This window comes from Rhizobium sp. BR 250, from assembly GCF_047445855.1.
In the GTDB taxonomy this organism is placed as follows: domain Bacteria; phylum Pseudomonadota; class Alphaproteobacteria; order Rhizobiales; family Rhizobiaceae; genus Agrobacterium; species Agrobacterium tumefaciens_I.
This window is the reverse complement of sequence record NZ_JARWKW010000013.1, coordinates 67,957-89,599: the sequence shown is the minus strand read 5'-3', so window position 1 is coordinate 89,599 and position 21,643 is coordinate 67,957. Positions and strand designations below refer to the sequence as shown.

Below are 21,643 nucleotides of genomic sequence, written 5' to 3'. Positions count from 1 at the left end.
GTGATGAAGATCGATCTGAATTCCGATATGGGCGAGGGTTTCGGTCCTTACCGGTTGTGCGATGACGAGGCGATGATGAAGATCGTGTCATCCGCCAACATTGCCTGTGGTTTTCACGGCGGCGATCCTGACACGATGGTCCGCATGGTGCGTCTGGCGAAAGCCAATGGTGTCGGCATCGGCGCCCATCCGGGATTGCCGGACCGCGCCGGTTTCGGACGGCGGGAAATACCGTTCCAGCCCGACGAGTTGCGCCAGCAGATGCTTTACCAGCTCGGCGCACTGATGGCGATTGCCGGGGCCGAGGGCATGAAGGTCGGCCATTTCAGCTTTCACGCCGCGATGGGCAATATGGTCAATCGCGTTCCCGCACTGGCCGGTCTGATGATGAACGCAATTGCTACCGTCGATCCGGGGCTCGTGGTGTTCGTTACGCCCGAAAGTGAAATCGAAAGGGCGGCGAAACGCGCCGGCCTCAAGACGCTGGCACTGTTTCTGGCGGATCGTGCCTATGATGCCGACGGCAAGCTCGTGGCGCGGGGATTGCCCGGTGCATTGGTCAAGGACGAGGCGTCGGTGCGTGCGCGGGTTCGACGGTTCCTGACGGATGGTCAGGTCGAGGCCATCGATGGCACGATCATCGCCATGCCTGCGCGCTCGATCCTCGTCCACAGCGATACGCCCGGTTCTCTGGAGCTTGCACGCATCATCCGCAGTGAAATCGAGGCTTCCGGCGCCACTCTTGCGCCTGCGGCCGAACTTGCGGCCTGACCGGGTCGCTGTCTGTTGTTTCCATCTCATCGAAAGATTACCCAGATGCCTTCCACCGCCGATCGCCTGAAAAATGTTTCCATCTCCGCTTCCGCCGCCATGACCCAGCGTGCCAGGGAACTGGCCGCGAAGGGGATCAAGGTCGTGAGCCTTTCCTCCGGCGAGCCGGATTTTCCAACCCCCGCCCATGCCATCGAAGCCGCGCATGCCGCGGCGCTGAATGGTGAAACGAAATATCCGCCGATGGATGGAACGGTGGCGATGAAAGCCGCGATCAGCCGGAAATTCAAGCGCGACAACAACCTGACCTATGATGCCAGCCAGATCGTCGTCTCAGCCGGCGGCAAGCAGGTGATCTTTAATGCCATGCTGGCCACCTGCAATCCGGGTGACGAGGTGGTCATCCCCGCGCCGTCATGGGTCAGCTATGCCGATATCGTCAAATTTGCCGGTGGCGTTCCGGTGCCTGTGCCCTGCTTCGAGCAGGCCGGTTTCAAGTTGCGTGCGGAAGATCTCGAGGCGGCGATCACGCCGCGTACCAAATGGCTTTTCCTGAATTTCCCCAGCAATCCGACCGGTGCAGCCTGCTCGCGGAAAGAGATGGCGGCGATTGCCGAGGTCATGCTGCGTCATCCCCATGTGTGGATATTGACCGACGATATTTACGAACATCTCGTTTATGACGGCTTCGAATTCGGCACGATCGCCGATGTGGAGCCGCGGCTTTACGACCGCGTGCTAACCATGAACGGTGTGTCCAAAGCCTATGCCATGACGGGCTGGCGGCTTGGTTATTGCGCCAGTGGCTCGAAGGAACTCATTGCCGCCATCAGCAATGTCAACGGCCAGAATGGCGGCGGCATCACCACCGTCACACAGGCGGCAGCCATTGCCGCACTGGATGGCCCACAGGATCTGCTGGCGGAAAGAGCCGCCATCTATCGGGAGCGGCGCGACTTCGTCCTTGGCCAGTTGGCCGAGATCGACGGCCTGCGTTGCCACAAGCCGGAGGGTGCCTTCTACATCTATCCGAATATTTCCGGCCTCATTGGCAAAACCACCAAGGGCGGACGCAAGATAGAAAGCGACGTCGATTTCGTCATGGCGCTGGTGGATGAGCATCACGTCGCCACGGTGCAGGGTGCCGCCTATGGCATGAGCCCCTATTTCCGCCTTTCCTATGCCACCAGCACGGAGATGCTGCGCGAAGGATGCGCGCGTATCGCCCAGTTTTGTCAGGACATGCGCTGATTGATGCAACATATCTCCCGGTCCGGTGTGACGAGACCGGGAGATGTTTACAGTTTCAGCTTCTCGGTCAGTTCCACAAGAATGTCCTTCACGGCAAAAGCCGGCTCGGACAGGGAGTTCTGATCGGATGTGCAGAGGGACAATGTCTCTTCTATGCGCGGCGACAGAAGCCGGCAGACGAGCGGTTCGCTTGTTTCCGAGACGATACGGTCGGCTATCGCCTTTGGCATGATAGTGGCACCAAGGCCGCTTGCGACGGCGCGGGCCAGCGTCCTGACGATCTCGACTTCCGCAACGACCTTGAGATTGATCCGGCTGCGCGTAAATGCGGTGTCCACCGCGCGGCGCACGAAATTGTAGCTCGGCGGCAGCAGCATCGGCAGCCCGTCCAGTGCACCGATGGGCACAGGTTTCATATCCGCTTCGATTGCGAAATCGCGGTGGGCGACAAGATAGAATTCTTCACTGAGGACAGGCTCGAAGCGCACGCCCTTGATCGGGCCGACGCCGTGAATCAACGCCATTTCCAGACGGCCGTTCATGATCATCTGGCTGTAGGTCTGTCCGACACTTTCCGTCAGGTGGATCAAAATGCCCGGATGCCGTTTTCGCGTCTCCGCCAGCAGCTCGACGGAGAGCGTGGCGGCACTGCTGAAAGGCACCAGCCCGACCGAAACACGTCCCGCAAGCGAATTGCCCGCCGCTGCGGCATCGACCTGCGCCTGTTCCATCTGCCGCAGGATGATTTGCGCATGGCGGTAAACCGCATGTCCCGCATCCGTCATCGTCACGCCCTGCTGGCTGCGAATCAGCAGTTTCTGACCGAAATGCTCTTCGAGCGCGGCCAGCTGCTGGCTCAGCGCCGGCTGGGCAAGGTGCAGAATATCGGCCGCACGCGTGATGCTGCCGCTATCCACGATGACGATGAAGGATTTGAGACGTCTGATATCCATTGCGATGATGACGATTTCGGTTGTGCTGCGGCAAATCTACAAGGTCGCCCCCGTTTTGCAATGCGAACCGGGAACCGGAATTGTCCGCAAACCTGTGCGAAGCGGATTTCCTTAGGCTTTTTGCCCGGAAACCATGGCGCTTCGGGCTCCATAAAAGTTGCTTATTACTCCAAAAGTAATCGGTCTTAGGCAAGCAAATAAAGCTTCGCTAATCTCTATGGCAACGAAAAGGGGATCAGAATGCCATTTTCCGATTACAAGACCGCTTTGGTCACTGGCGCATCATCCGGTATCGGTGCCGCAGTCGTCGAGCGGCTGCGCCGCGAAAACATTGAAGTCCATGCCATCGCCCGCAGTGCCGATGCATTGAAGGAACTCGCCGAGCGGACCGGCTGTATCGCGCATGTCATCGACGTGACGGATCGTGCTGCGATTGCCGATCTCGCAAGCCGGGTGCCGTTTGATATTCTGGTCAACAATGCCGGCGTCGATCGCCCGAAGAAGTTTCTCGAGGCGGATGAAGCCGACATTGATCTTCTGGTCGACGTCAATCTACGCGCCGTCCTTCATATCTGCCGGCTGATCGTTCCGGGCATGGTTGAGCGCGATCGTGGCCACGTCATCAATATCTCATCCATCGCCGGGAATTATAATTTCGGCGGCAATTCCACCTATCACGCCGTGAAGGCTGGCGTTGCCATGCTCTCGAACCAGCTGCGGATCGACGCATTCGGCAAGCGCGTGCGCGTGACGGAAATCTGCCCCGGCCGCGTGGCGACGGATATCTTCAACCACGTCCACGGCAATGATCCAAGCGTACGAGAGCGCTTCATCGACGGTTTCGAATTGCCGAAGGCGGAAGACATTGCCGATGCGATCGGTTTTGCCATTGCTGCGCCGGTCGCGGTCAATATCGGCCATATGGAAATTACCCCGACATTGCAGGTCATGGGCGGCCTTCAAACAGCCAAGCCCCAGGCCACAGCCGAGGACGGCGCAAAGAAGGAGCAGAAGCCGTGAGCGGCTTTGACCTTTCGGCTATCCTGAGCAATCAGGAATATATCGCGATGCTGGTGCACGGCATCGAGATGACCTTCATCATCTTCATAGGTTCGTGGTCGCTTGCCATGTCGCTTGCGCTCATCCTGCTCTGCATCCGATTTTCGCCTTCCCGCTTCGGGGATCGGCTTGTCGCGGCCTATGTTTCCTATCACCGCAACGTGCCGACACTGGTGCAGTTGATGTTGTGGTACTTCGGTATTTTCACGCTGTTGCCTTCCGGCCTGACAGGCTGGTTGACGGACCATAATGCTGAAGCGATCTTCGCTGTGGTCGGTCTCGGCCTGTGTCAGGCGGCTTATTTCAGCGAGGATCTGCGTTCCGGTCTACGCTCGGTCAGTCCGGGGCAGATGGAAGCGGCAAAGGCGCTGGGACACAGCTATCTCTCGGCTATGCGTTTCATCATCATGCCGCAGGGTGTGCGCAATGCGCTGCCTCCGCTCATCAATCACAGTGTCTCCCTGTTCAAGAACAGCAGTCTGGCGCTTGTCATCGGCGCGTCTGAATTGACCCATGCGGTCAAGGAAATCGAAAATCTGAGTTTCCAGACCTTCGAAATCTATCTCGTCGGCACGGTTCTCTATCTCTTCTTCTCGCTGTTGATCATGGGGGTCGGTGCCTATCTGTCCATGCGCCTTGATCCGGCCTGGAGGGCGCGCGCATGATCGGGGATATCGTTACCATCATTCACGATTACTGGCTGCTGCTGCTGATCGGCCAATATCCGAATGGCCCTCTCGGCGGGCTCGTGAATACGCTCATTCTCTCCGCACTCGCCATCGCGCTCGCTTTTCCGGTGAGCATCCTCATGGCGCTGGCGCGTTTGTCGGCATGGCGCGTCCTGCGCTGGCCGGTGACGGCATTGGTCTATGTCACGCGCGGCGTGCCGTTGCTGATGCTCATCCTGTGGACCTATTTCCTCATCCCGCTCTGGACCGGTGCCGACGTGCCCAGTTTCGCCATCATGCTGGCAACGCTTGTCGTCTATCAGGGCGCATTCCTGAGTGAAGTGGTAAGGGCCGGTATCGTCGCCCTCGGTGTCGGGCAGATGGATGCGGCAAAAGCGCTTGGCCACAGCTACGGCAGTGCGATGCGCTTCATCATCCTGCCGCAGGCGCTCTACAACATGATCCCCAGCATGATCTCGACCTTCGTGGCGACGATCAAGGACACGACGCTCGGTTATGTCATCAACGTGCCTGATCTCACCTTCGCAGCGAGCCAGGTGAACAACCAGCTTCTGACGCAGCCCTTCCAGGTATTTCTCATTCTTGCGGTGGTCTATTACGCCCTCTGCTGGAGCCTGACCTATCTCGCAAATGCCGTCGAACGCCGCATCGCCCGCCGCCGTGCCGGCGTGGCGGGCCGCCCGCATCAGCCGTCCTTGACGCAGGCCAAAATCTTAACGGAGCAGCCATGACCACGACCGCATCATCGACGCCCCAGCAGACGATCCGCATCTCGAATGTCTGCAAGAGTTATGGCGACTATCAGGTCCTCAAGAATATCGACGCCGAAGTGGCGCGCGGTGAGGTGGTCGTCATCTGCGGCCCTTCCGGCTCCGGCAAGTCGACCCTGATCCGTACCGTCAATCGCCTGGAGGAAATCAACAGCGGTTCGATCACGCTTGATGGGCAGGACATTCACGCCGCCACGCGCACCAAGGAACTGAACCTTCTGCGCAGCCGCATCGGTTTCGTGTTCCAGAACTTCAATCTGTTTCCGCATCTTTCCGTTGTCGAAAACGTCACGATTTCGCCAATCCGCGTAAAGGGCGTCTCGCCGGATATCGCACGGCAAAAGGCACTCGCTCTGCTTGAGCGTGTCGGTCTCGCCGACAAGGCTGGCGCTTATCCCGGTCAATTGTCCGGCGGGCAACAGCAGCGTGTGGCGATTGCCCGTGCGCTTGCCATGGAGCCGCCCGTCATGCTGTTCGATGAACCCACAAGCGCGCTCGATCCGGAAATGGTCGGCGAAGTGCTGGCCGTGATGAAGGGCCTGGCGGCGGAAGGCATGACCATGCTCTGCGTCACCCACGAAATGGGCTTCGCGCGTGAAGTTGCGGACCGCATCTGGTTCATCGACGCCGGCGAAATACTCGAAAGAGCGACACCGGAAGAATTCTTCAAGACACCCCGCCATCCGCGCGCGCAGCGGTTCCTCGCCGATCTGCGTCACTGATAACAGCCAATAATATAAAAGGAGAACAGCAATGAACTGGAAATGCCTTACACTTACCGCCGCAGTTTTGGGAACGGCTGCCGCTTCGCCCGCCGCAGCGGATCAACTCGATACCATCACGGCGAACAAGACGCTGCGCTGCGCGACCTTCGCGGATGTCGTTCCCTTCGCCGCGCCGGATCCGAAAACCCGCGAGATGGCCGGTTTTGATGTCGATCTCTGCAAGGCCATCGCGAAGGAACTTGGGGTCAAGGCGGAGATCAAGCCCGTATCTGTCGAGGCCCGCGTTCCCGAAGTGAAGCTCGGCCGCGTCGATATCACCGTTGCCAATCTAGCCTATACCCAAAGCCGCGCCGAGCAGATCCAGTTCAGCGATCCCTATTATCTCGCCAAGGAAATGCTGATCGTTCCGGTTGACGATGCCGGCAAGAAAAAGGCCGATTATGAAGGCCAGCGTGTCGCTTCGACCAAGGGCTCGACCTCGGAAATGTCGATCAAGCTCAACAAGTCGGAGCCGTTGACCTTCCAGGATACGGCGTCTGCCTATCTCGCCGTTCAGCAGGGCAAGGCGCGCGGCATGGTGGCCAACACCATGACGACCACAAAATTCGTCAATGAATCCAAGACCAAGGGCAAGCCCATGCGGATGATCGAAGAGCCGATGCTCTATCAGCCGATCGGCATCGGCATGGCGAAGGACAACCCGGCCCTGACCGCCAAGATCAATGAAATTCTCCGCAAGCTCGATGCCGATGGCGAGATCAACACGATCTGGAACAAGTGGCTCGGCCCGGATACGGAATACAAGATGACCCGCACCGACAAGGTCGTCCCGCTTTCCGAGCTGAAGTTCGACCCGATCCCCTGATCTGCCGGCTTAGCCCGCAGCAGCGATTTCAATATTCACCTGAACTCAAATGCAAGCGGCGGGACGTTCCCGCCGCCAGCCTTACCGTGGGAGGTTTTATGATCCACATCAAAGATATAGCAGAACGGCCAAGCAAGGCGGACATCGAAGCGCTTTCGAAGTTTTCGCCCGCCACCATCCATGAGGCGCAGGGTCGAAGGGGTGCTTTGTCCTCTCGTCTCAAGCCAGTCGATTACCGGATGAAGCTGTGTGGTCCCGCTTTCACCGTCAGATGCGCGCCGCGTGACAACATCATGCTGCAGCTTGCGATCAACTACGCCAAGCCCGGCGATATCATTGTCGTTTCGTCCGGCGAATATGAGGAAGCGGGTTCGTTCGGTGATGTTCTGGCCAATGCCTGCCTCGCAAAAGGTATCGGCGGTTTGGTGACGGACACGGGCGTGCGCGATACGCTGCAATTGCGAGACCTCGGTTTCCCGGTGTTTTCCCTCAGCGTCTGCATCAAGGGAACCGTCAAGGAAACCATTGCGGCAGTCAATGACAGCATTATCGTTGGCGGCGAAATCATCAATCCGGGCGATATTGTCGTTGGTGATGCCGATGGTCTGGTCGTGGTCCGTCGCGCGGAAGCGCAGGAAGCCGCACGGCTGTCGCAGGCCCGCGAAGATGCCGAGGCTGGTTTCATAGAGGCCTATAAACAGGGCAAATCGGTAATCGAGGTCAGTAATCTGGAACCGGTGCTGAAGGCCAAGGGGCTGGTTGTCGACATCTGAACGTGAAGGGCGGGCTCGGCCTCATGGGCCTGAGCCCCGCCGGCGGCCGACTGGGCGCCGGTACGCGACATGCCGCCGGCGGGCTTCAGTCTTGGTGGTCAGCGGCGTCGTGCTTCACTGAACTGGAGCGGTTCCCGGGCCAGGCCGTTAGCGCGACGTCGATCAAGGCCTTCAATCTCACCGTACATGCACCATCGCAGGCCTGCGCGGACATGCCCTGAATGATGGCGCCATAAAAACGTGCAAGCGTGTCCGTGTCGGTTTGTTCCGGAAGTTCGCCTTCGCTGACGGCGCGATCGAACCGTGCCTTGAGAATCTGCATCGACGCCTCGCGCAACGCGGCCGTTGTGCGGGCGACGGAGGCGTTTTCTTCAGAATGCTGGAGAACTGCGGTCGAAACGATGCATCCGCGCGGTTTGTCGGGCTGCGTGTCTCCTTCAGCAATGTCATATAGATAGGCGGCGAGCGCCTCGTGGGCCGGTATCGGTGCCTGCAATATTTCGGAGCGGCGCTGGCTTTGCTGCGCAATGCTGTGATCAAGCGCCAGACGGAACAATTCCTCCTTCGAACCGAAGGTCGCATAAAGAGACGGCGGCGTGATCCCCATCGCATGGGTAAGATCCGCTATCGAGGTTCCCTCGTAGCCACGCTCCCAGAACAGCCGGGCTGCGATATCAAGCCCCGCATCCCTGTCGAGCCGGCGCGGCCTGCCGCGTTTTCGCATCGTTTCAGACATTATTGTATCGATCGCTATAAAAATATTGACAGATCATGAGTGCCTCTTATTATATCGATCACTAGTTAAATCGCAACGGAGTGATCCATGTCTCAACGACTATCGAACAAAGTAGCCCTGATAACGGGAAGTTCACGTGGTATCGGCCGCGCCGCCGCGCTGGCATTTGCGAAGGAGGGGGCAGCCCTTATCGGCGTTCACTACGCTGCGAATGTGGAGGCGGCACAGGCAACGATCCGCGAGATCGAGTCCCTCGGCTCGAAGGCAGTCGCCCTCAATGCCGATCTTCGCCAGGGGAAGGTGGCGACAGACAGCCTTTGGGAGCAATTCAAGGAGTCCGCGGTTGCCTTCACGGGCTCGCCATCGCTGGATATTCTGGTCAACAATGCGGGTATCGCGCCGGCTACGCCGTTGAAAGAGACGACCGAAGCGGCGTTCGACGAGTTGATGACGATCAATTTCAAGGCGCCCTTCTTTCTCATTCAGGCTGCGGCTGACCATATCCGCGATGGCGGCCGCATCATCAATGTCTCGACCGGTTTCACCCGCATCGCGGCGCCGACGCATCCAGCCTATGCGGCATCCAAGGGGGCGCTTGAGACTTTGACGCTGGCGCTTGCCCCGGAATTCGGACGGCGCGACATTACGGTCAACGCGGTACTGCCGGGGGTGACTGAGACCGACATGAACGCCGGATGGCTGGCGGCGCCGGAAGCCCGCGCGGGTGCGGAAGCCCTGTCTGTATTTTCCCGTCTCGGCCATGCCGACGATATTGCGGACGTCATCACATTCCTCGCATCGACGGATGCCCGCTGGACCACGGGACAGATGATCGACGCGACAGGCGGTGCGCGGCTTTGAGCCGAGGCTCTGCAAATAACCCCGGACGAGCGGCGTCGGGCGGTTTCGCCCGGTGCCGCGAGCGAGGTTTTGCTTGATCCGCATCGCCTGATGATCGTGAAAACAGGGAAATGCCGGATTGTGAGGGTGGCAGCGCTACCTGTTGTCATCCACTATTTTTGCTGCTTTGCAACATCATATGCAGGTGACTAAGTTGACCCGTCTCTTGGGAGGGTGGCAGTTCGTGTCAACATCTACGAGGATCCTGGATGTCATCCACTCCCGATCTGGAAACCGTCGCCCGCCGTGGCGGCAAATTTCAGCGCATGGCGGCTCGCATACCAACCTACCTGACCGACCTGCGGGAAAATCCGGCCTGGCTGCCAATGTTCATGCTCGCCCGCACGATGCCCTTTCGCAAAGCACACTGGCTGACCGCCCGCCGCGTGCCTCGTTCCGTGGAAACAGTGCCCTCGATGTTCGGGAACCTCAAGCCCGAAGTCGTCGCGGACGAGTTGCGGCGTACCGGAATTTTTACCGGTCTGCCGCTGCCAAAGGATATCCAGCAGGAGCTTTTCAGGTTCGGCTGTGAAACGCCCTGTTTCGGCAATTTCGAACGGAAGCTCGAATTGCTTGCCGGAGAGCATGCGGAGGCCGAGCAGCGTTTCGGGCGGACCATCCTGAGCGGGCATCATTTCGAGAGGGTGATGCAATGTGATGCCGCACTGGCGGTTCAAAGAGATCCGCTGCTTCTCGATATTGCCAGACACTATCTCGGTGGTGAAGCCAAGCTGATCACGACACGAACCTGGTGGAGCTTTCCAACAAAATCAGCATCGGAAGAGGATTTGAGCCGCGCCTCCTTTAAATATCATTTCGATCTCGATGATTGGCGCATGCTGAAATTCTTCTTCTACCTCTCGGATGTCGATAGCGATGCCGGCCCTCACATCTATGTCCGCGGCAGCCACAATCGCCGGCGGCTGAAGCATCAGCTCACACTTCTCGTGGGCCATCCCGCAGAGGAAGTGCTGGAATATTACGGGTCCGAGAACGTTGTCGAATTGACCGGCAAGGCGGGAACCGGCTTCGTTGAAGACCCCTTCGGCTTTCATATGGGGACACCTGCCAAAACCACGCCACGCCTGATGATGGAGGTGGGCTTTGGTGTCTCCAGGCCGTCAAAGCGGCGCTATCATGGCGAGCCGGTCGTCCGCTAGGTCATTCGCCAACCGGCAGGCAGATGACATTCAGCCTGCATTCATTGCCACTGAAGAGAATAGATACTCGCCGCGCCCGCCAGCGCGGAAAGGCTCCGGGTACGAAAGACGAGTCTGTGTACCCGGAGCCTTCACGGACATGCGCGCGCGGTTTAGACCCTCGCCACCTGTTTACTGGTTGATTTGCGGCTCCACGAGCTTTGCAAGTTTGCGCAGGGACTCCTGCCAGCCCAGATAGCAGGCGTCGGCGGGAATGATGTCCGGCACGCCCTGCTGCTCGATGTTCACCTCGGTGCCGGATGCAACGGCCTTCAGGCTGACGGTGACTTTCATCTCGCCGGGCAGGTTGGGATCATCGAACCGGTCCGTATAGACAAGACGTTCTCCCGGCACGAGTTCAAGATAGGTGCCGCCGAAGGAATGGTTGTCGCCGGTCGTGAAATTTCGGAAGGACATCCGGTGGTTTCCGCCGACTTTCGCGTTCAGTTCATGAACGGTGCAGGTAAACCCGAATGGCGGGAGCCAGCTTGAAATTGCGTCCGGTTCGAGGAAGGCGCGATAAAGCTTCTCGGGTTTGGCGGCGAAGACGCGGTGTAGACGAATGGTGCTAGGCATGGTTTCTCCTCCTGTTGATGCATTGTCATTCAACGTGGTCGATCAGTCTCCGGGCTGAAGAGCAGCCGGATATAGCGGTGAAGGTGGTCGAGGCTTCCGACGGCCTGCTGTGGGTCGCCGCTCGCCTTTGCCAGAATGAAAGCGCCCTGGATGACGGCCTGGATGTGCAGGGAAAGGCTTTCGGCGGTAAATGTCCTTGCGACGCCATATTGGTCCATGGCGGCCTCGATATCGGCAACCAGCGTGCCGGCATGACCCGAAATGCTGTCCCAGCATGCCTCGCGGATCGCATCGCTGGTTTCATAGACCTCCTGCGCCATCGTGCCGACGAAGCACGTAAAATCCGGCAGCTCGCCCTGGATCAATTGTTTGCGGAAAGCGACATAGTTCAGCAGGCGCTCCAGCGGGTCAGGCGCATCATGGTAAGGTGCGGTTTCAAACACCGCGCCGGTAACATGCGACCAATGATCCGCTGCCGCGACGGCCATCTCCTCCTTGCTGGAGAAATGGTGAAAGAATGCGCCCTTGGAAAGGACGGCTTTCGCGCAGACATCGTCGATTGTGGCTGCGGCATAACCCTTGGTCCGAATGACGGCGAAGGCCGCCTCCAGCAAGCTCGGTCTGGTTGATGGGTTCTGCTTCCGTGCCACGTTAAGTCTCCCTTGGGCAATTAAATACAGACTAGTTGGTATTTAATCAATGGAAATTTTTCACCGAAGAGATATCCCCAACCGAAACGGCTCGTGCGCTCGCCGGTATCGACATCAGAATGCTTTTGGCGGTCGGCAGCGGGGGCACCGAAAACGCATGTGCATGGGGAGACATCCGACCCGCCGGCGCGTTGTGGTGGCGCCCTGATTTCGAGGGATCAAACAGCGGGGCCGCGCATGAGGCTGCGCAATGATGGGTGTCGCCGGGAAGCGTGCGATATTACGGGTTAGCAGTCTTCGGCAAAGCCGGGCCATGGTCGAAGCACTCGATCAGCATTTCGGTCAACACCCGGATTTTTCGCGCAGGATGCTGCCCGGGCGGTCTGACGACATATATTCCCGCAGGCGGCGGTGGAAAACGTTTCATGACCGGAACCAGCGCGCCCGAGCCCAGATGATCTCTTATGAGATCGACAGGGAGCACGGCGATACCCAGGCCGGCTGCTGCGGCGACAGCGAGAGCCGCTCCGTTGTCGGCCTTGAAACGTCCCTGCGGGCGAACGGTTATCACCTTGTCCCCATCCATCACCTGCCAGACTTCCGTTCCCTGCATGAGAGCCTGATGGGCGACGAGTTCCTCCGGGGTCTCCGGAGAACCATGGACCTTGATATAGTCCGGGCTTGCAACGAAGGTCCCGTGGAGGGGACCGACGCGTCTTGCGACCAGGTTCGAGTCATGAAGAATGCCGACCCTGATCGCACAATCATATCCTTCCGCGATGAGGTCGACGAAACGATCGCTGTAACAGGTCTGGATCTGGAGTTGAGGATGCCGGAGCGCCATTTGCGCGATCACTGATGCGAAATGCGTCGGGCCAAAGGAAAGAGGCGCGGCAATCCGCAGGCGTCCACGGAGTTCACCGGCCGGCAGGATTGTCTCCCTCGCCACATCGATTTCGGCCGAAATCCTTGCCGCATAGTCCCGGAATGTTGCGCCAGCCTCTGTCAGAGAAGCGCCGCGGGTGGATCGCGCCAGAAGCTGCACCCCAAGCTCCGCTTCAAGCCGCACGAGCCGGCGGCTGACCATCGACTTGGAGACGCCCAGTCGCAGCGCGGCGGAGGTGACACCACCTGCGTCAGCGACTTCGACGAATGTCCGGAGATCTTCGATATCCACTCGGTGTTCCTCATTCTGCGACACAGCTTAGCATAGACAGGGACTACCGCAGCATAAACAGGAATGACAAGTTCGTTCTGCGGCAGCGTCTCGAAGGGCGCATGCCTCTTGAGCAAATGCGCTTTCAATAAATCGCCAACACAGGATGAAACCATGACCTTTCGTAACGGCCTTGATTCCCTTCTCCGTCCCGAAGATTCCGTCCTTGTTCTGATCGACCACCAGCCTTACCAGCTGGCGAACCTGAACAGCCACGATCCGCAAGCGGTGGTCAACAGCACAACTGCGCTGGCGAAGCTGGCAAAAGCCTTCGATGTTCCGACCATTCTGACCAGTGTCATCGCGGCGCGCGGCGGTCTTCTCTTCAAGCAGATCACCGACGTATTTCCGGGCCAGGAGGTCATCGATCGCACCTGGGTGAACACCTGGCAGGACGAGAATGTGGTGAACGTCGTCAAGGCGACCGGCCGCAAGCAGCTGATCATCGCCGGCCTGTGGACCGAGGTCTGCGTGGCGATGCCTGTGATCCAGGCCGCCGGCGAGGGCTGGGACGTGACCGTGATTACCGACGCATCGGGCGGGATTTCGAAGGAGTCTCACGAAGTCGCTATCCAGCGGATGATCGCGGCTGGCGCGAACCCGATGACAGTAATGGCGCTCGCTGGCGAATGGCAACGCGATTGGGCCCGCACCGGACATGTCGAGCAGCTGACCGAGATCCTCATCCAGCACTTTGCCGGCAGCGGCATCGCCTATCTCTGGGAACAGCAGCTGCTCAATACGCCGGTACCGGCCACCCAAAGCGGTCACTAAAGACAAAGGCACGATGGGGTCGAATGACCCATCGCGACAGTGCGGACGGTGTGTTGAACCACAGCGTCCGTTTTTCATGACAGGTGGACGTGTCTGAAGCCCCGGCGGCTTGATGGTGGGCGTGATGAATTTCCGGCATCTGTCAGCCGCCATTACTGGATCACAAGCGCAGTGCCCGCTGGTCAGCCAGCCTCCCTTTACGTACAACTCCATTGCTTCCGTGTTGCGAACGCGGTCAGGCTTGCAGTTACATTTTATCCGTAAGGGGACCCTATGTTCGAGAAGTGTGTTTGGCACAATGAGCCGCAGCAATGGTCGCTCAGCGACGGGGTCCTGCAGCTAACTACCGACAAAAACTCCGATTTCTGGCGGGAGACCTATTACGGTTTTACGCGTGATAGCGGGCATTTCTTCGGAAGGCAGTGGCAGGGCGATTTCACCGCTTCGCTGCGTGTTCAGGGCAATTATGAGGAATTATACGATCAGGCGGGGATCATGGTCCGGATCGACGGATCCCGTTGGATCAAGGCTGGCATTGAGCTATCGGATGGCGCTGCCTGCATAGGCAGTGTCCTGACCGTGGATCGCTCCGACTGGTCTACAACCGCCTATTCCGGGGACCCGCGCGATCTTTATCTTCGCGTCACGGTTGCCGATGGTGTCTTGCGCCTCCAGACCTCTGGAGACGGCATCCGGTGGCCTCTTCTCAAACTTTGCCCGTTTCCGGAAGCTCAGTTCTATCAGGTTGGTCCGATGTGCTGCACACCCGAGCGTGAGGGCCTGGAGGTGACGTTTTCGGAGTTTCATATAGGACCTCCACTCCGTAAGGCTCTTCATGATTTGACGTGAGGAATGTCGGGAACGCCATCCCGTCAGCGGCCGTAGCCGCCTGCGCGGGCCCGTGACAGGGGGAAACTTCCCCCTGAACAGCTTGCGACCCGACGCATTTTTCAAGAACCGGATGCGATGCCGGTCACGCTTTGCCGGGTTTGGGGAGAACCAGATCGCCAACCGTGTAGGTGTGGAATTCGCTTTTCGAAACCGTGTCCAGCTTGCGGAATTTTTCAACGAATACCGGATCGGAAAAGAACTCATCGACATTGCCGGTTCCCTGAATGGCCTCGACGTTGACGACCGTCTGCCCATCCGTGCTTTTCGCAAGGCTGCTCCAGAGGAACCCTTCTTTCCGTTCAGCGACGTAGTGTACGACATCCTGAATGATGGCGAAGGCTTCTTCCTGTTTTCCGGGGTGAGCGTGAATGACGTTGACAACGAAGGTCGTGGGGGTGGGAGAGCCCGTAAAAGCTGCAAGAGGTGTCGTTTCCATAAATATCTCCATTTGTGAAGCCGGGGCCAATTTCGCCGCGGCCGCATCTGGATATCGGAAGGGAAATAGCGGATAAACGGGCTGCTATTCTCAACATACAGGAAGAAAATTCCTTAATCGCGGATCATGGACAAGCTCGGAACACTCGGCATATTCATTCAGGTCGCGGAAGCGGGAAGCTTCGTGGCGGCCGGACATCGTCTCGGCATCTCCGGATCGGCCGTCGGCAAGGCCATCGCCCGTCTGGAAGATGAACTGGGCGTGCGATTGTTCAATCGCTCGACACGCAGCATGACCCTGACGGAGGATGGCGGTTTCTTCCTCGATACATGCAGACGCATCCAGTCGGAATATGAGACCGTTCAGGCGCAGCTATCGCGATCGCAGGCCGCTCCGCGCGGGCAGCTGCGCGTCAGCCTTCCCCTGGCGGGCATGCTCCTGATGCCGACAATATCGGCCTTCATGAATACCTATCCAGACATCAATCTCGACCTGGATTTCACCGATCGCCTGGTGGATGTCATCGAGGAAGGGTTCGACGCCGTCATCCGGACCGGCGATATCAGGGATACACGGCTGATGAGCCGCAAGCTCGGCATCTTCAAACACAGGATCGTGGCGGCACCCGGCTATCTCGAAGCGCATGGCTGGCCGGCGGTTCCCGAGGATCTCGCCGGGCACCGCTGCCTCCATCACCGTTTCGCGAATTCCGGAAAGTTTGAACCGTGGCCGCTGGTTCGCGACGGATGCGAGATCAGGATCGATCTGCCGGTCGCAACAGTTGCCAGCACGCTGGAGCCATTGATCTACCTCGCGGAGCGATCATTCGGGATCACCTGTCTTCCTTCATTTGCCGTGGCATCCGAAATCGCCCAGGGGAAACTGGTTTCGCTCCTGGACGACTACGTGGCCGATACGGGAACTTTCTGCGTACTCTGGCCGACCAATCGATATCTTTCTCCAAAGGTCAGGGCGTTTGTCGACTACATGGCCGCCAATCTTTTCGCCAGATGATCGCAAGAATGGTGAAACGAGTACCAGCCACGACTCCCGGTGATGGCTGCGAACGGGAAGAGGCCCAGGCGGATCTTGCGTCGACGATCAAAGCAACTTTCGCAGAAATATTCTCGCATGCTTATCGGGGGGATATCGCTCCAGCTTGCCGAACACGGAGTATCCTTGCTTTTCATAGAAACCTGGAGCCTGAAAGCTGAATGTGTCGAGCCAAATCCCGACGCAGTTTTCGTCCTTCGCCCATTGCTCCGCCTGCGCCAGAAGCTTCGCCCCCAGTTGCTGGCCCCTCATGGCTTCGGGCACGAACAGCAACTCGACGAACAGCCATTCATAATAGCATTTCGCCCACAGGCCACCCTGGATTCTGCCCTCATCATCGCGCAGTAAAATTGCGAGCGGCTTGTAGCCATCCTCTCCCGCCTTCGAATCATTAAAGGCGAGCAGGGGGTTGAGGATTGCATTGCGGTCATCTTCGTTTGGATCGAGCTTCATTTCCAAAACAGGCATTCCGTATCTCCATTCAGCCGATGCGCTCGCGAAAACTGATCGCCGGTGTTACTGACCTCTATCCCGAGCACTCACAGGGTGCGGCGAAAATGATCCCTGATGAATACGGGAAGATCGTTTGACGGTGGTGTGAAAGGCACCTGATACATCATGTCGCCGACAAAACCACGGTGATAGGTGGCATGATTGACGACGTGAAGCACGATTTGCTCGCGGGTCATGACGCCTTCTCCTCCGCCAACAAATTCGAAATGAACGGCTTTGGCGAGGTCCTCGTCCGACCATGTGTCGACAAGATCGATATACCAGCGGTCCATGCCCTGCACCGCGTCCCACAAATCGCCGATTGCCGGTGTATGCTCGGTGTTGCGCGCGGTGTAACCGTGTTTCTTTCCCTGCAGGTGGTGCCTGAAAATATCGTCCACCACATAAACATGGTTCAATGTATGCACCATGTTTCCGAACCGGGTCGGCCGCTGCCGAAGAGCCTCGCCATCCGGCAGCTCCATCACGCTGCCGAAGGTCAGCCCATTCGCCCAGGCCTTGTAGCGAACCAGCATTTTCAGGGTATCTGCCGCCGATGCGGCGTGCGCGTGGGTTGGGCTGAGCGAGGCGGAAGACATGCTGGAACTCCTTGGTGGTTTGCAACTTCAAAGCAACGATCGGGTCGGTCCGGCGCTGCCTGCGCCGGGCCGGAAACGGTTTTGCGGGTCGGCCATGGAAATATGATCCATGCCTGTCCCGAACCGCCAATGTCCGTGGACCGGGATCAGAGCGATCCGTGCTTTTCCTGTAAAAGCCGGATGGCAAGATGCTGGAGCAGAATGATCGTCTTGGCATCGCGAATGTCGCCACGATCGATCATCCGCATCGCCTCCGGCAGGGGGATTTCGAGCACATCGATATCTTCTCCCTCGTCAGCGGAACCGCCGCCTGCACCCACTTTGTGTGTGTCGGCATATTCGCCGTGGAAAAAGGCGAGATATTCGGTGACCGAGCCGGGGCTCATATAGATATCGAACAGGTGTGTGAGTTCGGAAACCTCGTAACCGGTCTCCTCCATCAGTTCCGCACGCATTCGCGTCGCCGGTTCTGCGCCTTCGAGCAGCCCTGCCGGTGTCTCGATCAGCGATTCCAGACCGCCATTCAAGAGAACCGGCAATCGGAACTGGCGGGTCAAAAGGACATGGCCGTTTGCCGGATTGTAGAGCAAGCATGTCGCGCCGTTGCCGCGGTCATAGGCCTCCCGGGTCTGCTTCTGCCAGCTTCCGTCCCGCAGCCGGAGTTCATATTCATACTTGGTCAGCCGACCCCAATCATCCGCCAACACGCGTTCGGCAATTGGGCGGTAAACACTGTCATTCATCAAGTCACCTCGTTTTCATCTGTCTTTCAAAGGCCGAGCAATCGGCCTTCGACATGTGTACGTGTTTCACCACCCACCCATATTACGCCGGTCTCATCGCGGCTCAGGTAAACGCGACCGTGCCGGCCGAGACGCGTCCCCTGAGCGGCGACATAATCTGCCGCGACCGTGCCCGTGGCAAACAGCCATTGCGCCAGCGAGGCATTGAGGCTTCCGGTGACGGGATCTTCGGCGATGGCGCCCAGATGATCGCTGAAGAAGGCGCGAACCTCAAAGGCAGCCTCGCCGCCTTTCGCGTGGGGGCCAACCACACCGACATCAATGCGCCCGGGCCAGCTGCGAACCGGATCAATGGAAAGCACCTTTTCGGCCGATGCCAGCCTGATCCCCAGCCATCCGGGACCATTATCGATCCAGGCGGCATCAAGGACGTCATGAGCCTCGATCCCCAATAGTTGCCGCGCCTCTTCCAGCTCAGCCGGCGTCGGTGCACCGGAACGGACAAGCGGCGGGGCGGCAAAGGAAAGCCGCCCATGCGCGTGCCGGATCGGAACCAGCCCGGCACCGCATTCCTGAATGATGCCCGTTTCGTTTTTGGGTGAACCGTTGGCAGACAGCCAGGCGTGGCAACTGCCCAGCGTGGGGTGCCCGGCAAAGGGCATTTCCCGGTCGAGCGAAAATATTCGGACCCGGTAGTCAGCCTTGGGATGGGTGGGCGGCAAGAGAAATGTGGTTTCAGACAGGTTGAACCACTGCGTTAACCGCTGCATTTCATCGGTCGTCAGGTTGTCGGCGCCCGTGACGACGGTCAGCGGATTGCCGGAAAGCGGCCCGGCGCCGAACACATCGATCATATGGATAGCAAAAGTCATGACATCGTTCTTTCAGTTCGGATCAACGGGCGGTCGCGGACGGAGAGTGGGCCTTTAGCTCTACCAGACAAGCAGTTTGAGACCCGCAACCGCAAAGACAGCAGAGAGCACGGATTCGATCCAGCGCCGTAATCTGGTATAAAGTGCGATCATCGAGGAGGTCGAGAAAAGCAAGGCATAACCACCGAACACGGTGACGCCGAGAATGGCGCAGCCGCCGATGATTGCCGGTAGCATGCCGGCAGGCGCGTCCGTGCGAAACCCGAGCGACATGATGGCTATCCACGACAGAATGGCCTTGGGGTTGCCGATATGCATGAAAAGCCCCTGCCGATAGAGCGATCGATAGCGCGGCACCGCGCGCTCCGTGATCGTCCCTGCAAAATCGGAGACCGGTTTGAGGGCTGATCTGCCGGCACGGAAGGCCAGATACAGCAAATATGCCCCACCAACGATCTTGATGACGAAAAGCGCCTGGGCATAGGCGGTGAGCACGGCGGACAGGCCGGTCGCCGTCAGGATCGCCCAGAACAGTGAACCGGTGATGACGCCTGCTGCCAAAGCAAGGGCCGGCAGGCGCCCGTCACGCATCGCCGTTGCCATGATTGCCATGTTGCTTGGCCCCGGGCTGGCGGTGGCAATGAGGTAGGTGCCGTAGACGAGGGCGAGCTGGCTGGCGAACATTCGGGCTTTCTCCGGAAATCAGACGTTTTCCGCATTAGTGCGGGAGATCGCCGCGATGGACGATATGGACCTTGTTGCCATCGGGATCACGCAGATAGGCGCCGAAATAGCCGTCGCCATAGTGCGGGCGCGGACCGGGGCCGCCTTCGTCCGTTCCTCCGTGAGCCAGACCGCCGGCATGGGCCTCGCTCACCGCTTCTTTCGACGGTGCCAGAAAGGCGACCATGCCGCCATTACCGGCCGTTGCCGCTTCGCCATTGAAGGGATGATAGACATAAAACCGCGGCAATGGAGCGTGCGCTGTCACCCAGCAAAGGGCCGCAGGCCCGCCATCGGGCGTGATGGCCCGGCGTATCAGGCCAAGCGGCGCGAGCAGGGCATCATAGAAACGTCCCGCCCGCTGAAGATCACGCGTTCCAACGGTTACATGGCTGAACATTCAAACCTCAATACGCAAGCGGTGGTGGCCGGCAGGCGCCGCAAAATGTGGATTTCATTTGGCTTCCTCATAGCTCATGTTACACTTGCTGTTTATTGAAATAGTGTAACGTGACACTTTTAAAGAGGCCGCGACCTTGCTGCTGCAATCCCCCTGGACCCCGCACCTCGCAAACATCGAGGCGAATGCCGCCGAACGGCTGGTGTTTGCGCTTGCCGATGACATTATCGAAGGGCGGCTGGCTGGCGGCGACCGTCTGCCCGCCCATCGCGACCTCGCATGGAAACTGGGCGTGGGCCTCGGCACGGTGACGAAGGCCTATGCCGTGCTCGAACGGCGCGGCCTGACGCGCAGCGTCAAGGGGCGGGGAACATTCGTGGCGCTTCAGGAAGCCCATAACGACCGGCAGATCGACCTCTCGTCCAACGCGCCGCCCGCCACGCTCAACGCCCACATTCTGGCAAAAACGCTGACCGGCATCGCGCGCAGGATCGATGCGGATCATTTTAATCTCTACGCTCCGCCCGCCGGGCATGTGGAACATCGGCGCGTGCTGGCCCGCTGGTTCGAAACGCTGGGTCTGCCCGTTGATCCATCGCATCTGGTGCTGACGAGCGGCGCCCGCCAGGCGCTGGCATTGGCCTTCGATCTTGCCTGTGGCCCGGATGGCCTGCTGCTGACCGAGCGGATCACCTATCCAGGCGCGCTCGCACTTCTTCGGCGCAAAGGGTGCCGGGTGCAGGGTGTGGAGATCGATGCCGAGGGAATGGTGCCCGACGCGCTTGCCGAAGCGCTCAAGGGCGTGGAACCGCACGGCGGCAGGGCGATTTATCTGACGCCGACATTGCACAATCCGACAACTGCGACGATGGGCATGGCGCGGCGGCAGGCCATTGTGGATATTTGTCGCCGGGCGGGCGTCTCGATTATCGAGGACGGTGTTTATGCGGCATCCGATCCGGATTTTTACCCATTGGCGGCATTGGCTCCCGATATTTCGTTTCATGTGAATGGATTGTCCAAGTCGCTCGGCCCCGGTTTGCAGATCGGCGTGCTGGCGCTGCCGGCGGGACGGAAGGATGCAGCGGAGCGCCTGTTGCAGGATGTGCCCATGGCTCCCTCGGCACTCTCCTGCGCGGTAGTCGAGGACTGGCTGACGACCGGCGTCATCTCGTCGATCCAGCGCGATCTGCGCCATGAGGCGCGGCGACGCTCCAGCCTCGCGGTTTCCCTGCTGGGTGCGAGTGAACTTGTCTCGCACCCCGATGCATACAATGTCTGGTTACCGATGGAACGCGAGGCCGCCAATCACTTCACATCCATCGCCGCAGCGAACGGCATAAGGTTGACCCCTCCGGATACCATGATGGTGGATAGGCAGGATCAGGCAAGCGGCATCCGGCTTTGCCTCGGCGGCCCCGCATTCGATGACCTGACCGGGGCGTTGACCACGCTTGCGGGGCTGCTGAGGCGGCTGGCGTGACGCCATCGAAACGCAAAACCACCAGCACGACAATCAGACAAGAG

Annotated in this window: 26 protein-coding genes; 14 read left to right on the top strand and 12 right to left on the bottom strand. The window is 59.1% G+C overall.

The genetic code is table 11. The features are described 5' to 3' along the window. Window positions 1-3 precede the first annotated feature (3 nt). On the top strand, window positions 4-771 hold the full coding sequence (locus tag QD336_RS19845) for a 5-oxoprolinase subunit PxpA (RefSeq protein WP_499171870.1): 768 nt from the start codon (window positions 4-6) through the stop codon (window positions 769-771). A 45-nt stretch (window positions 772-816) separates the two neighbouring features. Further along, on the top strand, window positions 817-2,022 hold the full coding sequence (locus QD336_RS19840; RefSeq protein WP_499171869.1) for a pyridoxal phosphate-dependent aminotransferase: 1,206 nt from the start codon (window positions 817-819) through the stop codon (window positions 2,020-2,022). A gap of 47 nt (window positions 2,023-2,069) precedes the next feature. Here QD336_RS19840 and nac read toward each other — a convergent pair whose 3' ends face one another. Beyond that, window positions 2,070-2,975, bottom strand: coding sequence for a nitrogen assimilation transcriptional regulator NAC (gene nac / locus QD336_RS19835; protein ID WP_269344702.1), 906 nt, complete (start codon window positions 2,973-2,975; stop codon window positions 2,070-2,072). A gap of 240 nt (window positions 2,976-3,215) precedes the next feature. Between nac and QD336_RS19830 the strand changes: the two genes are divergently transcribed. From QD336_RS19830 to QD336_RS19805, 6 genes are all read left to right on the top strand, one after another. Further along, a complete protein-coding gene (locus tag QD336_RS19830; protein WP_499171868.1) occupies window positions 3,216-3,995 on the top strand; it encodes an SDR family oxidoreductase in 780 nt (259 codons plus the stop codon). Next, entirely contained in the window at window positions 3,992-4,699 is a 708-nt protein-coding gene (locus tag QD336_RS19825; protein WP_499171867.1) for an amino acid ABC transporter permease, read from the top strand. The genes QD336_RS19830 and QD336_RS19825 overlap by 4 nt, the downstream gene beginning before the upstream one ends. After that, a complete protein-coding gene (locus QD336_RS19820) occupies window positions 4,696-5,454 on the top strand; it encodes an amino acid ABC transporter permease (protein WP_499171866.1) in 759 nt (252 codons plus the stop codon). The genes QD336_RS19825 and QD336_RS19820 overlap by 4 nt, the downstream gene beginning before the upstream one ends. After that, window positions 5,451-6,215, top strand: a complete 765-nt coding sequence (locus QD336_RS19815; protein ID WP_269344706.1) for an amino acid ABC transporter ATP-binding protein — start codon at window positions 5,451-5,453, stop codon at window positions 6,213-6,215. Before QD336_RS19820 ends, QD336_RS19815 begins: the two co-directional genes overlap by 4 nt. Before the next feature lie 31 nt (window positions 6,216-6,246). Next, complete coding sequence (locus QD336_RS19810) at window positions 6,247-7,083, top strand: ABC transporter substrate-binding protein (RefSeq protein ID WP_269344707.1); 837 nt, start codon at window positions 6,247-6,249, stop codon at window positions 7,081-7,083. A 98-nt stretch (window positions 7,084-7,181) separates the two neighbouring features. Beyond that, window positions 7,182-7,856 carry a 4-carboxy-4-hydroxy-2-oxoadipate aldolase/oxaloacetate decarboxylase gene (locus QD336_RS19805; protein WP_499171865.1) on the top strand — a complete coding sequence of 225 codons (675 nt, stop codon included), beginning with the start codon at window positions 7,182-7,184 and terminating at the stop codon, window positions 7,854-7,856. Between the two features lie 85 nt (window positions 7,857-7,941). Here QD336_RS19805 and QD336_RS19800 read toward each other — a convergent pair whose 3' ends face one another. Then, window positions 7,942-8,592: a TetR/AcrR family transcriptional regulator gene (locus tag QD336_RS19800; RefSeq protein ID WP_499171864.1), complete on the bottom strand. Its 651-nt coding sequence runs from the start codon at window positions 8,590-8,592 to the stop codon at window positions 7,942-7,944. Between the two features lie 87 nt (window positions 8,593-8,679). Here QD336_RS19800 and QD336_RS19795 point away from each other — a divergent pair, with 87 nt between their 5' ends. Then, window positions 8,680-9,453 carry an SDR family oxidoreductase gene (locus tag QD336_RS19795; RefSeq protein WP_499171863.1) on the top strand — a complete coding sequence of 258 codons (774 nt, stop codon included), beginning with the start codon at window positions 8,680-8,682 and terminating at the stop codon, window positions 9,451-9,453. 248 nt (window positions 9,454-9,701) lie between these two features. Further along, window positions 9,702-10,652 carry a phytanoyl-CoA dioxygenase family protein gene (locus QD336_RS19790; RefSeq protein ID WP_499171862.1) on the top strand — a complete coding sequence of 317 codons (951 nt, stop codon included), beginning with the start codon at window positions 9,702-9,704 and terminating at the stop codon, window positions 10,650-10,652. A 171-nt stretch (window positions 10,653-10,823) separates the two neighbouring features. Here QD336_RS19790 and QD336_RS19785 read toward each other — a convergent pair whose 3' ends face one another. The 3 genes from QD336_RS19785 to QD336_RS19775 form a co-directional block, all read right to left on the bottom strand. After that, window positions 10,824-11,267 (bottom strand): SRPBCC family protein, encoded by a 444-nt coding sequence (locus tag QD336_RS19785; RefSeq protein WP_499171861.1) that lies wholly within the window; start codon window positions 11,265-11,267, stop codon window positions 10,824-10,826. 29 nt (window positions 11,268-11,296) lie between these two features. Next, window positions 11,297-11,917 (bottom strand): TetR/AcrR family transcriptional regulator, encoded by a 621-nt coding sequence (locus QD336_RS19780; RefSeq protein WP_499171860.1) that lies wholly within the window; start codon window positions 11,915-11,917, stop codon window positions 11,297-11,299. 280 nt (window positions 11,918-12,197) lie between these two features. After that, window positions 12,198-13,094: a LysR family transcriptional regulator gene (locus QD336_RS19775; protein ID WP_499171859.1), complete on the bottom strand. Its 897-nt coding sequence runs from the start codon at window positions 13,092-13,094 to the stop codon at window positions 12,198-12,200. 153 nt (window positions 13,095-13,247) lie between these two features. On the opposite strand from QD336_RS19775, the gene QD336_RS19770 reads away from it, so the two are divergent. After that, window positions 13,248-13,907, top strand: coding sequence for a hydrolase (locus tag QD336_RS19770; protein ID WP_269344714.1), 660 nt, complete (start codon window positions 13,248-13,250; stop codon window positions 13,905-13,907). 273 nt (window positions 13,908-14,180) lie between these two features. Beyond that, entirely contained in the window at window positions 14,181-14,756 is a 576-nt protein-coding gene (locus QD336_RS19765) for a DUF1349 domain-containing protein (protein WP_499171858.1), read from the top strand. A 124-nt stretch (window positions 14,757-14,880) separates the two neighbouring features. Here the strand turns inward: QD336_RS19765 and QD336_RS19760 are convergent, their stop codons facing one another. Then, window positions 14,881-15,234, bottom strand: a complete 354-nt coding sequence (locus tag QD336_RS19760; protein WP_499171856.1) for an antibiotic biosynthesis monooxygenase — start codon at window positions 15,232-15,234, stop codon at window positions 14,881-14,883. Between the two features lie 126 nt (window positions 15,235-15,360). On the opposite strand from QD336_RS19760, the gene QD336_RS19755 reads away from it, so the two are divergent. Continuing rightward, on the top strand, window positions 15,361-16,248 hold the full coding sequence (locus tag QD336_RS19755) for a LysR family transcriptional regulator (protein WP_499171855.1): 888 nt from the start codon (window positions 15,361-15,363) through the stop codon (window positions 16,246-16,248). 87 nt (window positions 16,249-16,335) lie between these two features. Here QD336_RS19755 and QD336_RS19750 read toward each other — a convergent pair whose 3' ends face one another. The 6 genes from QD336_RS19750 to QD336_RS19725 all read right to left on the bottom strand — a co-directional run bounded on the left by QD336_RS19750 (window position 16,336) and on the right by QD336_RS19725 (window position 20,116). Continuing rightward, window positions 16,336-16,755, bottom strand: coding sequence for a GNAT family N-acetyltransferase (locus QD336_RS19750; RefSeq protein WP_499171853.1), 420 nt, complete (start codon window positions 16,753-16,755; stop codon window positions 16,336-16,338). 71 nt (window positions 16,756-16,826) lie between these two features. Next, window positions 16,827-17,378 carry a DinB family protein gene (locus tag QD336_RS19745; protein WP_499171851.1) on the bottom strand — a complete coding sequence of 184 codons (552 nt, stop codon included), beginning with the start codon at window positions 17,376-17,378 and terminating at the stop codon, window positions 16,827-16,829. A gap of 146 nt (window positions 17,379-17,524) precedes the next feature. After that, window positions 17,525-18,121 carry an NUDIX domain-containing protein gene (locus QD336_RS19740; RefSeq protein ID WP_269344722.1) on the bottom strand — a complete coding sequence of 199 codons (597 nt, stop codon included), beginning with the start codon at window positions 18,119-18,121 and terminating at the stop codon, window positions 17,525-17,527. Window positions 18,122-18,147: 26 nt separating this feature from the next. Further along, the gene (locus QD336_RS19735; protein ID WP_499171849.1) at window positions 18,148-18,993 is read right to left on the bottom strand and encodes a PhzF family phenazine biosynthesis protein; all 846 of its coding nucleotides are present in this window, start codon (window positions 18,991-18,993) and stop codon (window positions 18,148-18,150) included. Window positions 18,994-19,053: 60 nt separating this feature from the next. Further along, complete coding sequence (locus tag QD336_RS19730; protein WP_499171847.1) at window positions 19,054-19,677, bottom strand: LysE family translocator; 624 nt, start codon at window positions 19,675-19,677, stop codon at window positions 19,054-19,056. 34 nt (window positions 19,678-19,711) lie between these two features. Next, a complete protein-coding gene (locus QD336_RS19725) occupies window positions 19,712-20,116 on the bottom strand; it encodes a VOC family protein (protein WP_499171846.1) in 405 nt (134 codons plus the stop codon). 136 nt (window positions 20,117-20,252) lie between these two features. Between QD336_RS19725 and QD336_RS19720 the strand changes: the two genes are divergently transcribed. Continuing rightward, the gene (locus QD336_RS19720) at window positions 20,253-21,599 is read left to right on the top strand and encodes an aminotransferase-like domain-containing protein (RefSeq protein ID WP_499171845.1); all 1,347 of its coding nucleotides are present in this window, start codon (window positions 20,253-20,255) and stop codon (window positions 21,597-21,599) included. Window positions 21,600-21,643: the final 44 nt, after the last annotated feature.